Raw genomic sequence first — 14,182 nt, 5'->3', positions numbered from 1 at the left:
CCCACTAGTGGCAGGCCTGGTTGACCGTACACCAATCGTCATCCCCGGCTGGTTCCGACTTGTAGAGAAATCCTGGTGGGCCGTCCCCCCCACTTAACAAGATCGAATCGCCCCGCACAGTCGCTCGGAGTCGCCGACTCAGGAGCGGAAAACGTCGTCAGTGGCGGGCGCTGGCTCGCGATCGATCCGGAAGAGGCTCAAGTCAATTCGAGCCGGGCGATCCAGGACGAGGTCGGCGATTGCCTCGGCCGTCGCGGGGGAGAGTTGCAACCCGGAGCGTTTGTGGCCGGTTGCCACGAGCAGGTTCGAATAGCCGGGAACGGTTCCGAGATACGGTCGGCCGTCGATACTGCCGGGCCTCAGGCCCGCCCAGGTGCGCTCCACTTCGGTGTGGGCCAAGGCCGGAATGAGTCGAATCGCCTCATCGAGCAGGTCGCGAACCCCCTGCGTTGTGGTGCGGGTGTCGAACCCCGCGTCCTCCTCGGTCGCCCCGACCAGGACCCGGCCGTCTTCACGCGGGACCAGGTACATCCTGCCGTGCTCGACGATTCGCCTCAGGACCATTCCTTGCGATCGGAGCAAGACAATCTGCCCCTTGACCGGCGGGGTAGGTGCCTGGACCCCGAGCATCGCGAGCAGGTTGGCCGACCACGCGCCTGCGGTGACGATGACGTGTCCGCACGGGATTCGCCCTTGCTCGGTCCGAACCGCCGTAACCCGTCCCTCCGCGGTTTCGAAGCCCACCACGGCCTCGTTGGGACGAAGTCGAACACCACGCGCCTCGATGGCCGCCTTGAGGGCGTCGAGGTGCCACGGATTCCGGATCTGGGAGCGGTCGGGCAGGTAGTAGACGACCCGAAGGGTGGGGTTCAACGCGGGTTCGACGCGAACGTAGTCGCCCGGAGCGAGCCGCTCGTAGACGATCCCGTCGCTCCGCCAGCGACCGGCCGAAGTCCGCAGCGCGTTCTCTTCGTCCTCCGTCCAGGCGACATCGACGCCGCCGGTCCGGCGGAACCCGTTATCGATGCCCGTCTCGTCGCGGAGCATCTCCGACCACTTCGGGTAGAGCCGGGCACTCCAGGAACGAAGCAGCTCGTACGGTTGCGCAGGGGGCCGTTCGGAACCAGGTGGTAACAACCCGGCCCCGGCCCAGGAGGCCTCACGGCCGAACTCCCGCCGATCGAGAAGCGTGGCGTGAATCCCTTCTCTCGCCAAGGCGTAAGCGACCGAGAGGCCGATGACCCCTCCTCCGACGATGACGACATCGTGTTGCAATCGACTCATTCCCCTATCAAAGTCAAAGCGAGAATCATTTCCTAAATCGTTCAGCGGAGCGAAGCGAAGGGTCCGGTGCAACCTTTTCGCGACCGGTTCGCCAGCCAGTCTCGGAGATCCGGTAGAGCGCGCGGTTCTCGCCGGCAAGGACCAGGTCAAGGCCGTCCCAGGCGATCGCCTCGACGTCATCCGCTTGATACCGGACGGTGCCGACGAGCGTCCACAATCCCGACCGGTCGCGCTGGTAGACACGGGCGACATTGACCGCGCAGACCGCCAGGAGGCGGCCGTCGCGCGTGAGGTCCGCGCCGGTGGCCGGCTCACGAAATTGGGGCAGCCGACCCAGCGATTCGGGAACCGCGGGCCTCAACAGCGGCGCAGGGGGGCTGAGCGGAATCGCGAAGAGTTCCGCCTCGTCGCGGTGGAAAGTCTTGGCCACGACGACCGCGCGGCCGGCATCAAGGAACAGACTCTCCGCATCGAACCGGCCGCTACGTGGGAAGCGATAGTACGAGGTCGCCTCGACGACCAGGGCGCCTGTGCCGGGTTGCGTCGGGTCGGGCTCGTCGATCCGATGGATCGCCCGCAGTGGCAAGCGACCGTCGTTGTTGCCGATCTCGCCCAGATAGAGATGGCCATCGTTATCAATGGCAATGTCTTCCCAATCGATGTTCGGCACACGCACCAGGTACTCGCGGACCAATGAGCCATCGCGCTTGACCGCGAACAGCGAGGGCAGATTGCCGGAGTCGTTGTGGACCCAGAAGATTCCGGGATGGCGCCGGCTCGCGACGATTCCCGAGGCCTCGCGGATCGCCGGAGCGTCGAGCCGTCCCACGCGTTCCAGCGGAGAGCCGCCGGAGCCGAGGACCAGCGTCAGGGCGATGCACGTCGAAAATGTCATGGTGCTGCGCAGCTCCCCCCTCGAATGAAACCTGATCTTAACAAGTTGCGCGGTGCCAAGGCCACGATTGCCAGAGAACTCGCCGTTCGTTTTCTCGACGCGAAAGCAAGGGGGGTCGTGGCTTGCATCCCGACTGCGGGGAGGTCAAACTCTCCTTTTCCGGTTCCGGCCGTGTACCGCCCGAGGAGGTAGGCGACGGCCGTTGTCCGCCCCTTGAGGTTTGCAAGTCCCATGGAAATCCCGCAGATCCGGCCGGGCAAGGTCAGCGAGCAAGCCAGACCGATGCCGCGAGTCGTTGCGTTCTTCCGCAACTCCGCGCAGGGTAACTTGGTGATCCAGATCCTGGGCACGATCGGCATTCCGAACGATCGGCTCGGCGTCACTCCTCCCGAACAGATCGAGACCGGCCAGGGAATGGTGTTGTCGATCGCATGCCCCGACGAAAAGTCGATGGCGCGTGTGGAGACAATCTGCCGTGGACAAGGAGCCGACATTCACCGCCAACGCTCTTGATTCCGACTCTGCCCCACCCACCCACCCCCTCCTTCTTTCGTTTCTCTTGCCGAGGTTGAACGATGACACCGTTGCGTGTTCCGAAGACCTTCCTGGCCCTGGGCCTGACCGTGCTATTGCCCCTCTCGGGAGTCGCCGACTCGCCGACGGAAGTACCCTCGTTCGCCAAGGACGTCCCGCTCGTCAAGACGAGCGAGCCGATCTTCCAGTTCAATGGCAAGGACCTTACCGGGTTCTATACCTACACGAAGGACAATAAACGGGAAGACCCCAACCAGGTCTTCACGGTCAAGGACGGCGAGATTCGCGTCTCCGGGCAGGAATGGGGCGGGTTCGTCACCCAAGAGGAATACAGCAACTACCACTTGATCGCCGAGTGGCGATGGGGCAATAAGACCTGGCCCCCTCGCGTCGCGCGGTCACGCGACTCGGGGATCCTGCTTCACTGCGTCGGGCCCGATGGCGCCGCGGGGAGCGGCTGGATGATGTCCCAGGAGTGCCAGATCATCGAAGGGGGTTGCGGTGACTTCATCATGGTCGGCGCGACGATCGACGGTAAGGCCGTTCGACCCAGCCTGACCTGCGAGACCCGGGTCGGCCCCACCGACAAGCAGCTCTACTACGAGAAGGGCGGGAATGAGGTCACGGTCAACCAGCGCTACAACTGGTGGGGCCGCGACCCGGAATGGAAAGACGTGCTCGGCTTCCGTGGCAAGCGCGACGTCGAAAAGCCAACCGGTGAATGGAACCGGATGGAAGTGATCTGCGACGGCGACACCATCACCAACATCGTCAACGGCTATGTCGTCAACGTCGGAACCAAGTCGAGCCTCACCAAGGGCAAGATCCTCTTCCAGTCCGAAGGGGCCGAGCTCTTCTTCCGCAAAATCGAAGTCCGACCGCTCGTGAAGTAAGGCCCCTGCGCTTGACCATTCGCTTGTCTTAAACCTAAGACTCCGCCCAGGTTCGCGCCATTGCCCCGCGGATCGTCTAGGTCCGGGGGCAGGAGGGCCCATGCGGCCCCCTGCCCCTCGGCTGCGTCAACTCTCTCTTCACTTCCCCCGCGGTCGCGGGCAGGCTCACCGACGCGTTTCGAATCAAGTTGAGCGAAACTTTCCCTCGGACACGCATGAGGGATACAATGGTCATGTTCGCCCTTGCCGAGAACGGTGGAAGGGGAAGTCGCTCCCATGTCGCGGATGGTTCCAATCTCGATCTGCGTGCTTGCCACGGCCCTGCTGGGTGTCGGCGGTTCGTCGGTACGCGCGGCGAACGACCCGGCGATCGACCGGGGCCTCGCCTATCTCCGCCAGCATACCGGTGACCAGCAAGCGGGAGAGACGGCCCTGATCGCCCTGGCGTTAATCAAAGGGGACGTTCCGCTGAACGACCCCGCGGTCGTCGCCTGCTTCGCGAAACTCCGCCAGCGGTTCACGAGCTCAGGCTACACTCCGGAACGCTCCAACGGCCACGAGGTCTACGAGGCCGCCGTGATCGCCATGGCGTTGGCCAACCTCGACGCGGAATCGAGACGAGCCGACCTCGACCAAGTGGCCAGCTTCCTGATCGGCCGGCAAAAGGCCAACGGGTCGTGGGACTACACCAGTCGCACCAATGGAGACACGTCGATCTCCCAATATGCCGTGCTCGGTCTCTGGGAAGCGGAGAACGGCGGAGCCCGCGTGCCCGCGAGTGTCTGGGATCGCGCCGCCCAATGGTTCATGTCCACCCAAAGCGCATCCGGCGGTTGGCGCTATCACCCGGACGAAACCGGCCAGCCCGAAACGATCTCGATGACCGCCGCGGGGGTCGGCAGTCTCCTGATCTGCAAGCGCCAGTTGGCTCACTATCGCACGGCAAGGTCGCAACAAAGTGCGCTGCTCGTCCCGCTCAACCCCGAAGGGACCGACACCCGGTACGACGTCAAGACCCCGTTCAACCGGATCGACCAATCGATCGGTGGCGGCATGAGTTGGCTGTCGTCCAGCTTCACCACGGCGCCCAATCCGATCGTCGGGCCCTCGATTTACTACGGACTGTACGGCATCGAACGGATCGGAGCCCTGGCCGATAAGGCGTTGCTCGGTCGCATCGACTGGTACGAACGGGGTCGCGCATTTATCCAATCGAGCCAGACGCCCCACGGCGCCTGGTCGTCGGCCCACGGTGAGCCGATGAACACGGTCTGGGCGATCCTGTTCCTGAGCCGCTCGACCGCCAAAACCCTCCGGCGGATCGATATCAAGCGACTGGGCGCGGGGACCCTGCTCGGTGGCCGAGGGCTGCCGACGGACCTGTCGAGCATGACGGTCGCAGGGGGGCGCGTCGTCAGCCGGCCGATGAATGGCGCGGTCGAGGGAATGCTTGCCGTGCTCGAGGATCCTCGGGCCCAGTTCGCCGAGTCGGCACTTTCAGGGCTGGTGACTCGCTATGAGACGGAGGGGCCCGCCGTGCTCCGCCCCCACAAGGAGCGGTTTCGAAAGCTGCTGATCAGCCCCGATCAAGGCCTGCGCCGGGCCGCCGCCTGGGCGCTCGGCCGCACCGCCGACCTCGACGCCGTTCCGCCCTTGATCGGCGCCCTGACCGATCCCGATGAGGAAGTGGTCAACACCGCTCGGCTCGGCCTCCAACTGCTCAGTCGCAAGATCGACGGCCTCGGTCCCCCCTCGGTTTCGACTCCTGCGCAGCGCCAGGAGGCTGCGAACCGCTGGAAGGCCTGGTACGAGACGATCCGTCCGCTCGAGCTCAACGGCCAGAGCGATGAGAAGTCGGATCCGACCGCCACCAGTGCCTCGGTGCCGGTGCCATCGCCCGCAACCGCACCCGCGGCTGGCACGAGGGAGCCACGATGACCCAGCAGGCGAGCACTCCCGCACCGGCGGAGACCGGTCATTCCGAACCGCAAGTCCGGGGCGAGTCGATCTACGACCGCGTCACGTCGCTCTTGATGGCCATCGTCATCGGGGCCCTGCTGGTCGTCGGCTGGCTGGCCTTGGTTTATGCGACCAACCAGGCCTATGCGTCCCGAGTGACCGCTCCGCTTGAGATCGTCGACGTGTTCGGTGGTGGGGGAGGAAGTCCGGACGGCACGCCGGGCTCGACCGAGAAGATCGACGTCGCGGGCGCGGAGGTCGCCGCCCAGGCCTCGAATAATGAGGAAGTGGCCGGCGACTTCGAGGAACCCGCCGTGCAGGAAACCCCCTCCGCCATGCTCGATGCCGTGGCCGACGCCGGCCAGACTCTCGCGGAAGTCGACCTGGGTGCCGTCATGCCAACCGGAGGCGCGATCGCCAGCGGCCGCAAAGCGTCGAAGATCGGCACCGGCGGCCCTGGGCTCGGTCTGGGGCCGGGCGACGGAGGCGTCCCTCGCGAGCAACGCTGGAGCATCGTCTACAACCCCGGCCAGACCCCCGACGAATATGCACGCCAGCTGGACGCTCTCAAAGTCGAGCTGGCCGTCGTGAGCGGGCCCAACCAGCTCACCTACGTTTCCAACTTCTCCAACGCAACGCCGGACAAACGCCGCGGGTCGGGCCAGGGCGACGACCGGCTCTACTTCCTCTGGCAAGGCCGGGGCCGGAAGGCGTCGGACGTGGCCCTGCTTCAAAAGGCGGGCATTGATGTTGGCGATGGAGTTGTGATCCAGTTTTATCCCAAGCAGGTGGAGAACACCCTGGCTCAGCTCGAGGTCCGCTATCGCGGGAAACAGCCGGCCGAGATCCGGGTCACTCGTTTCAGCGTGGTCCCCAAGGGAGACGGTTACGGCTTCGCGGTCCTCGCTCAGGAAACGCTTCATTGATGTCTTCACGTCAATCTCAGCAACCGCCTTGCGATCGAGTCTCGAGCCGGCGGAGCCAGACGGCTCCGGGCTGTCCCCTGACCTCGGGAAACAAGACGGCAAGTCTTGATCCCGCATCCCCCAAGGTTTGACGAGTCCGCATGGCCACGCTCGAAGTCCACGACGGTCAGGGGCGAGTGCAACGCGTCACCATCACGCGTGAGCAGACGGTTCTGTTCGGCTCGAGCCCGAAGTGTGAGATCGTGCTGACCGGGGACGGAGTGCTGCCGTTCCACGGACGGTTGCGCTGGAAAACCAGCCGGTACAAGGCCGACGCCTCCCCTGACGCCGGTGCGATCGAGATCAACGGCAAGCGGATGGCGTCCTCGAGCTTCCGCCAAGGCGACGAGATCGTGGTCGGCCCGTGTCGGATTTACCTGATCCACGCCGATGAGGATCTGCCCCCGGACGATAAGACGCGGATCCAGCCCGTCCCGTTCGTCTCCAATCCGACCATGGCGCCCGTACAACCGCGGTCACACTCGCAACGTGAGAGCCGGAGCAAGCTCGAACGCGACGACTGGTTTCAAGACCTGGAAGTCGCCCCTCCTTCGGTCGAAATCGAAGCCGCCCCCGCGGAGACTCGCGGCCGCGGCAGGCGTCACAAGACGCGCCGTGGGCGGGCGGACGCCCCGTCGAAGCCGGCGAAGCGGGGGATCCGCGGATTCCTCGAACGCTCCTTCTTCACCCCGGCCGCGCCTGGAGAAGAGCGCGTGCTGACCTCGCCGCTCGTCTTCGGCCTGGCCATTGCGGTGATCGTTCTGGTCGTGCTCGGGTTGACCCTCAACACGATCATCGCCCGAACCGTCACAACGCGCTTGTTTCACCGGGCCGTGGAGAGCCTTGAGGACGGCGACTACCGCAACGCGATCCGCCGGTTTGACGAGTTTCTCGCCAGAAAATCGGGCGATGAGTCGAAAGCGAGCAAGGCACGCGTGTTTCGTGCCCTGGCCAATGTCCGGCAGTTCACCACGAATACAGGCGCCTCGTGGTCGAACGCCCTGACCGCCGAGCGCGAAATGCTCGACCAGGTCGGTGACGAGCCCGCCTATCGCGACTCGAGCACCGAACTCGCCGAGTTGGTGCTCAAGACCGGAGAATCGCTCGCCGATCGGGCGCGACTGACGGCCGACGCCGCCACCTTGGGCGAGGCGGAATCGGCCTTGGCGCTGCATGCCAAGGTTTCCGGGAGCGCGGCGGGGCAATTGCTCGGCCGATCGAAGCTGCCCGCCAAACTCAACGTGGCCCGCGCGGCCGTCCGCAAAGGGGCGATCCGCTCCCAGTTCCTGGCCGCCATGGACGCCGCGATCAAAGCAGGGTCGGCCGGCGACGCGTACCAGGCCCGCGACACCTTGGTTCGCCAGTACGCCGACCTCGCCGGCGATCGCGACCTGATCGCGCGGATGACCCGGGCCAACGACCTGATCCGTCGCGCGGTCACGTTCGACTCCTCGCGGCGACCGGCCGAGCTCGAGCCGCATCGGGAACCGCTCGGACCTCCCACGAGTCTTGTGCTCCGCTCGAAGAAAACCGATTCGACCCCGGAGTCCGCCACGGATCATCGCGTCTTCGCCCTGGCGGACGGGTACGCCCTCGGAGTCAACGGCGACTCAGGCGCACCGCTCTGGCAGGTGCCGGTCGGCCTCTCGTCCCCCTTCCCTCCCCTGGCGATTCCCGGAGGTGCGACGGTCTTGGCGTTCGACGCGCGCCACGACGAACTGGTCCGGCTCAACGCCAAGACCGGAGAGTTGCTCTGGCGGCAAGGGCTCGGGGGACCCATCGACGCCCCTCCCCTGGTCCTCGGCAACCAGGTGATCCAGGCGGCCCCCGACGGAAACGTCTACCTCTTCGACCTCGTCAGTGGAGAACTCCGCGGAACCTTCCGGCTTGGCCTGCCACTGACCCGGACGCCGGTCAGCGACGAGTCGGGCCAGTATCTCTACGTGCTCGCCAATCAGGACTGCCTGTTCGTTCTGAAACGCGACCCCAGTTCGTGCGAGGCGGTGGAGTATCTTGGCCACGCGCCGGGTTCACTCCCTTGCACCCCCGCGCGGATCGGACGCTTCCTGGTGATCCCCGAGAATCAGGGGCTCACCGAAGGGCGCTGGCGGATCTGCATCCTTGAGGACGACGGCGCCCGGGTCCGCCAGGGTCAGCAGGTCGCAATCCCGGGCTGGACCTGGGGGACTCCCGCGTCGTCCGGATCGGTCATGTGGGCCACCGGCGATCGGGCGGCGGTGGCCGCCTACGCGATCGGCGACTACGGCGAAAAAACGCCGTTCCGGCTCATCGCCCAGTTCGCGGCGGACGCCCAGCCCTCGGGTCCCGCGTTCGCGTTCGCCCGCTCCGAGCACGAGCTCTGGCTGTCCGGCGGCCGGCCCGGCCGCTACGACCTGTCCGTCGAAACAGGCGCACTCGACAAGGTCTGGTCATTAACCGGCGCCGGTCCCGCGCTGGCACCGCTCCAGGTCGCCGGCTCAATCGTGGTCCTCACCCATCAGTATGCGGAACGGGCAGGCGTTTCGCTCTGGGGAGTCGATCCCCAGTCGGGGGCGGTCCGCTGGCAGACGGTCCTCGGTACGGCATGGCCCCTGGCGTTACAAAACCGGCCTCAAAGCGACGAGCTGACCGCGCTCGGGATGGACGGTCAGAAAATCCGCCTGTCCTTGAGCCAACTCAAGACGGGCGGGTTCCTCCAATCCCCGTTGCCGCGCCCCGGTGAGTTCCGAGTGCCGGCCACCGTCGAACGTCGGCTCGAGGGCGAGGGACTCACGATCCTGGTGCCCGGACCGAACGCGCGCCAGCTCCTCGTCAGCCGTGAGGGCGGTGCGTTCCGACCGATCGAGCTCCCGGTCGCTCTGGGGGCGTCCCCGTTGATCTGGGGGCGCGACGTTCTCATTCCGGGCGACGACGGCCGCGCCTACCTGATCGATCCGACCACGGGCGAATCCAGGGCCGAACCGTTCGTCCCCACCTTCGACCGAACCCACGCGACGTCCTGGCGTTCTCCTGTCCCGCTTGATGACGAAGCCGTGGCCCTGGTTGACGACGCAGGCAAGGTGCGCCGACTGACCCTGGTGAGCGATCCCCGACCGCGGCTGATCGCCTCGGCCGAGGTCGCGCTCGGAGCAAGCTTGCTCGCCGACCCGGCCTCGACCGGATCGGCGATTGTGCTGGCGACCGCCGACGGGCGAATCCGCGCCCTCTCCACACGCGATCTCAGCCCGGTGGGCGCATGGCCGGTCGAGTCGTCGCTCGCGATCGGCCCGACCGCACTCGGCAACCTCGTCTTCGCCACCGACCTCGGGGGAACCATTTCAGCCTTCGGGGCGGACGGGCAGCGGACCTGGTCGACCAAGCTCCGCGGCACCTTCGCCGACTCGGCGCCTGCAATCCTCGACGATTCCGCGTGGTTTCTGGCCCGGGACGGCTCCCTTCATCGGCTCTCGCTGACCGACGGTTCACCCCTCGAGCGGATCGAGTTGAACCTGCTCCCGGCCGGCGACTTGCGGACGATCGGACCTGACCTGGTCGTTCCCGTGGCCAATGGAACGGTTCGCCTTCTCAATCTTCAGAAGGAATCGGGCGGGAAGCCGTCGACCAGCCCATGAAAATTCATCAGAATATAAAGACATGGCTCGAATCGATCCGAAACCGGAGACCCGGTCGCGTCGGTTCACTCGGAATCAGCACGCTTCTCGTCGTCCTGGGGATGGGTAGCCTCCCCGTCGCGGTGCGTGGCCAGAATCCCAGTGGCGGCGGGGCCAAGCCCGACTTGCTCCGCTCCTTGCCGTTCGACCGCGTGACGCTCATCGACGGGTCGATTCTGATCGTCGATCCGGTCAGCCCGAGGCCCCTGCCCGCCTACGACGCGGAGAAGGAACGGAAGCAGAAGCAGGCGTTTCGTCCCCCTGCGGAGGGCAACATCGGCCTGCCGGGCTCGAAGTCCAAGGTCGTCATGCCCGGAGCCGAGGAAAAGGCCGCGGAGATCGCCAGCCAGGTCTCACTCCACCTCATCGAGGGCGAGATCCGCGACTTCAAAGTGAAACGCGGCAGCATCAAGAAAGTCGAATATTTCGAGGATTTGCTGCTGGCCGAGGGCGATCGCTGGCTCCTCGCCCGAAACTACGCCAAGGCGTTCGAGTGCTTCCTCCGCGTTCAGTCCCGCGAGCCTGGGTGGGTCGGGCTCGACGACCGGGTCAATCGCCTCTTGTTTGAGGAAGGGAACGCAGCGCTCCTCGACGGCGACGGCGAGCGGGGCTTGCGGCTCCTCCGCGAGCTCTTCGTCCGCAAACCGGACTATCCCGAGCTCGCCGACAAGCTGGCCAAAGCCTACGGTTCCCGGGCCGACCGCGCGTTCCAGCTCGGCCTCCATGCCCTGGGGCGGAAAATTCTCCACGACCTCGAACCGCTGGCGCCCCATCATCCGGTCGTCACGGAAGTGCGCGAACGGTTCATCAGCCGCGCCAGGGAGCTCACCGACCAGGCCAATCGGCTCAACGGCCCCGCGCGGCTCGACGCCCTGGTCGAAGCCCTCCGCGTCTGGCCCAAGTTCGAGGAGGCGAGTCGGGCCTACCCCGACGCATTTGCATCCGTGCCAACCCTCGATGTCGGCGTCATCGACATTCCCCGTCCGGTTGGGCCCTGGATCCATGCCCCCGCCGACGCCCGCGTCACCCCCCTGCTCTATCTGCCGATCCTCACGCGCGACGACGATGAGTCGGCCGAGGGCAAGCGACCCGGCCAGCTTGCAGCGGGGCTCGAGTCGACCAACCTGGGACGAAGGATCGTGATCCCGGTTCGCCAAGGGGTGAGCTGGTCGGATCGGTCCCGGTCGGTTTCCGCCAATGACATCGCCCGCGCGTTCACCGACCGCACCGAACCGGCCTCCCCCCAGTACAACGCCCGCTGGGCGGACGCGATCGAACGGGTTGAGACGCCCGATCCGACCCGGGTCGAACTGCGGCTGAACCGCTCCTTGTTGAAGCTGAACTCCTGGCTCCTCGCGCCGGTCGGTCCCGCGCATGGGGGCTGGGACGGTCGAGTGGCGACCGGCGATCAAGGCCGCCTGCTCGTGAGTGACGGGCCGTTCGCGCTCGCGTCTTCGGCCGCCGACGAGATTCAGTTGCTCGCGACCGATCCCTCCCATTCGCCGGGGCGACCCAAGCCGCGGCGGATTCGCGAGATTCGATACGCCGACGCTCCGTCGGCCCTCGGCGCCCTGGTTCGCGGTGAAATCAGCCTCCTGGAGCACGTTCCGGCCGACCGGATCCCCGCTCTGGCCGCAACCCCTGACTTCAAGGTCGGTCGCTACTCGGCCCCTTCGATGCACCGAATTGCCCTCGACGGTCGCAACCCGATGCTCCGCAACCGGGCCCTACGGCGCGGACTCTCCTACGCGATCAATCGCCGCCTGCTCCTGGAAGAAACGCTGTTGAAGCATCCCCCCGACGAGCGCAACCTCGCCTCCGACGGACCGTTCGCCAAAGGGACGATCGCCGACGCGCCCGACGTCCTTCCCCTGGGCTACGACCCGCTCCTGGCGGCGATGCTCGTGGCCGCCGCTCGCAAGGAGCTGGAGGTGGGACCGATCAAGCTGAATCTCGAGTATCCGTCGATCCCTGAGGCCCAAGCCGTCGTCCCGAAGCTGGTGGAAGCCCTCAAACTCGTCGGTGTCACCCTCGTTCCCATCGAGCGGCGCGAGTCGGAACTCGAGTCGGAACTCCGCGCGGGCCGGAAGTTCGAGTTGGCCTACCGGGCTTCGCGGACCGACGAACCGGTGTTGGAGCTGGGGGCGTACCTCTGCCCGGGATACGACGCGCCTTCGGCCGCCGGGACCCTCGCCTCGGTCGCTAGTCCGAGAATCCTCCAATTACTCCTCGAGCTCGAACGCGTTTCGGAATGGCCCTCGGCACGCGCACTCGCGATCCAGATCGACCGCGAGAGCCGCGACGAGCTCCCCGTACTGCCGCTCTGGCAGCTCGACGACCACTACGCCTGGCGAACCCGCTTGAAAGGGCCCACCGAGGCCTCCGGCAAACTCTACGAAGGGATCGAGTCGTGGGAGATCGAACCGTGGTTCGCAATCGACCCCTGGTGATCAGGACGCTCGCAATCGCAATCACAATCGCCCTGGCGCTGACACTGGCCATCGGAGCCAAGGCCTCCGGAGCACCGGCCGACAAGAGCGAGCCGCCGACCGAGCGGCTGCCTTACCGGATCGAAGCCTCGATCCGGATCGACCCGAAAACGCGGATCGACGCCCGCTCGCGCGATCGTCTCTTCACCGACTGGCTCGCCTTGGTGCACCGATTCGTCGGAGCCCCCTGGGACCTGACCATCGCCAAGGACTCAGCGGCCGACTTCGCGGCCCCTCTGGAATCACTCGACCCCAAGAGCTTCGCCTCGATTTCGACCGATCGCGACAAGGTCTGGGTGATCCGACTCGAGCCGGCCAAAGCGGGCTACGCCCTCTCCGGGCGCGAGTTCGACGTCAGCACGGGCCGGCTGGGACCAACCCTCCAACAATCCGTGCCGATCGTCGATGACCTGCCCCGGGGACTGTTGCGACTCGCGCTCGACCTGTTCAGTCCGATCGCCGACTTGGTCGAACATGAAGCCGGAGGCGCGACGCTCGCCGTCCGGGGCGCGGCGATCGAACCGGCGAGTCCGGTGGGACGCGTCGTGGGACCGGGCTCGATCTTTCAGCCCGTCCGGCTCGTGTTTCAGCCCGACGGCTCGACACGGATCATGAATCTCCCATTCTCCTACTTGAAGGTCGAAACACTTGAAGGCGCGCGAGCGCGATGCACCATCGTCAGCGCCTTCCGAGACCCGTTCACCCAACGGATTGCGCGTAAGAACAAGCTGATCGCCCTCGGTGCCAAGCCGGCCGACCGGCCTACCCGGCTCAAGTTCGTCATTCGCCCCGACATGACGCCCGCCGCGGGCTATGTCCTGACCGCCCGGACCTTGCCCGACGGGCCATCCCGCGAGGTCGGGATCAGCGACCGCCAAGGGCGGATCGTCCTCGAACCCGGGTTCGCCAGCGAGCTCGTCGTGATTCGGCTGCTGGCCGGTAACATCGAGCCGATGGTCGAGTTGCCCATGATGCCCGGCGAATCGGCCACCGAACGGACCATCCCGTTCGTTGCGAAGCCGGCGACGATCGTCCTTGAGGCCCAGCTCGACTCGCTTCGTGACACAGTCATCGACCTGGTGGCGGTCCGGGCCCGGTTGGAGGCTCGCCTCAAGGCGCGGACCGAGGGCGAAGACTGGGCCGGGGTTGAGACCACCCTGAACGAGTTTACCAAGCTGACGGCACGCGACAGCCTGGCGAGCAAGCTCACGACGCTCAAGGACGAGGCCACCCGGCAACAGGCGATCTCGAAGACCGCCATCCTGACCAAAACCGCCCAGGCGCAAATCGCGGAAATCCAGGCGTTGATCGACCGCTACCTCGACGACGAGATCGTCCGCAGTTATTCCGAGGCGCTCCAGGCATCCCGCGACGCCGCGGTTGCCCAGACCAAGGCCGCAGCCCGGAAGAAAGCCGCCGCGCCACCACCCCGCAACCCCTGACCGACTACGCGATCGTAGGCCGACGGTAATCACAAGTATGTTGAGACTGTAGCCAGGATACCGGGATTTCG

The 14,182-nt window shown here is 66.1% G+C and carries 9 protein-coding genes; 7 read left to right on the top strand and 2 right to left on the bottom strand.

Annotation, left to right across the window (positions count from 1 at the left end):
* Window positions 1-138: 138 nt before the first annotated feature.
* Window positions 139-1,284, bottom strand: coding sequence for a glycine oxidase ThiO (gene thiO, locus BUS42_RS05475; RefSeq protein WP_074305943.1), 1,146 nt, complete (start codon window positions 1,282-1,284; stop codon window positions 139-141).
* Between the two features lie 25 nt (window positions 1,285-1,309).
* Window positions 1,310-2,179 (bottom strand): hypothetical protein, encoded by an 870-nt coding sequence (locus tag BUS42_RS05470; RefSeq protein ID WP_074305941.1) that lies wholly within the window; start codon window positions 2,177-2,179, stop codon window positions 1,310-1,312.
* Between the two features lie 231 nt (window positions 2,180-2,410).
* On the opposite strand from BUS42_RS05470, the gene BUS42_RS05465 reads away from it, so the two are divergent.
* The 7 genes from BUS42_RS05465 (at window position 2,411) to BUS42_RS05435 (ending at window position 14,111) form a co-directional block, all read left to right on the top strand.
* On the top strand, window positions 2,411-2,692 hold the full coding sequence (locus BUS42_RS05465) for a hypothetical protein (RefSeq protein ID WP_074305939.1): 282 nt from the start codon (window positions 2,411-2,413) through the stop codon (window positions 2,690-2,692).
* A gap of 62 nt (window positions 2,693-2,754) precedes the next feature.
* A complete protein-coding gene (locus BUS42_RS05460; protein ID WP_074305937.1) occupies window positions 2,755-3,606 on the top strand; it encodes a 3-keto-disaccharide hydrolase in 852 nt (283 codons plus the stop codon).
* 276 nt (window positions 3,607-3,882) lie between these two features.
* Entirely contained in the window at window positions 3,883-5,544 is a 1,662-nt protein-coding gene (locus BUS42_RS05455; RefSeq protein WP_074305935.1) for a prenyltransferase/squalene oxidase repeat-containing protein, read from the top strand.
* Window positions 5,541-6,491 (top strand): hypothetical protein, encoded by a 951-nt coding sequence (locus BUS42_RS05450; protein WP_074305933.1) that lies wholly within the window; start codon window positions 5,541-5,543, stop codon window positions 6,489-6,491. The genes BUS42_RS05455 and BUS42_RS05450 overlap by 4 nt, the downstream gene beginning before the upstream one ends.
* 140 nt (window positions 6,492-6,631) lie before the next feature.
* Window positions 6,632-10,141 (top strand): outer membrane protein assembly factor BamB family protein, encoded by a 3,510-nt coding sequence (locus tag BUS42_RS05445; RefSeq protein ID WP_074305931.1) that lies wholly within the window; start codon window positions 6,632-6,634, stop codon window positions 10,139-10,141.
* Window positions 10,138-12,630: an ABC transporter substrate-binding protein gene (locus tag BUS42_RS05440; protein ID WP_074305929.1), complete on the top strand. Its 2,493-nt coding sequence runs from the start codon at window positions 10,138-10,140 to the stop codon at window positions 12,628-12,630. Before BUS42_RS05445 ends, BUS42_RS05440 begins: the two co-directional genes overlap by 4 nt.
* Window positions 12,606-14,111, top strand: coding sequence for a hypothetical protein (locus tag BUS42_RS05435; protein WP_074305927.1), 1,506 nt, complete (start codon window positions 12,606-12,608; stop codon window positions 14,109-14,111). Before BUS42_RS05440 ends, BUS42_RS05435 begins: the two co-directional genes overlap by 25 nt.
* The last annotated feature ends 71 nt before the right edge of the window (window positions 14,112-14,182 follow it).

The sequence above is a fragment of the Singulisphaera sp. GP187 genome (genome assembly GCF_900129635.1).
Lineage (GTDB): Bacteria > Planctomycetota > Planctomycetia > Isosphaerales > Isosphaeraceae > Singulisphaera.
Note: the sequence above shows the minus strand (reverse complement) of the source record. Positions and strands in the feature narration are given on the sequence as shown.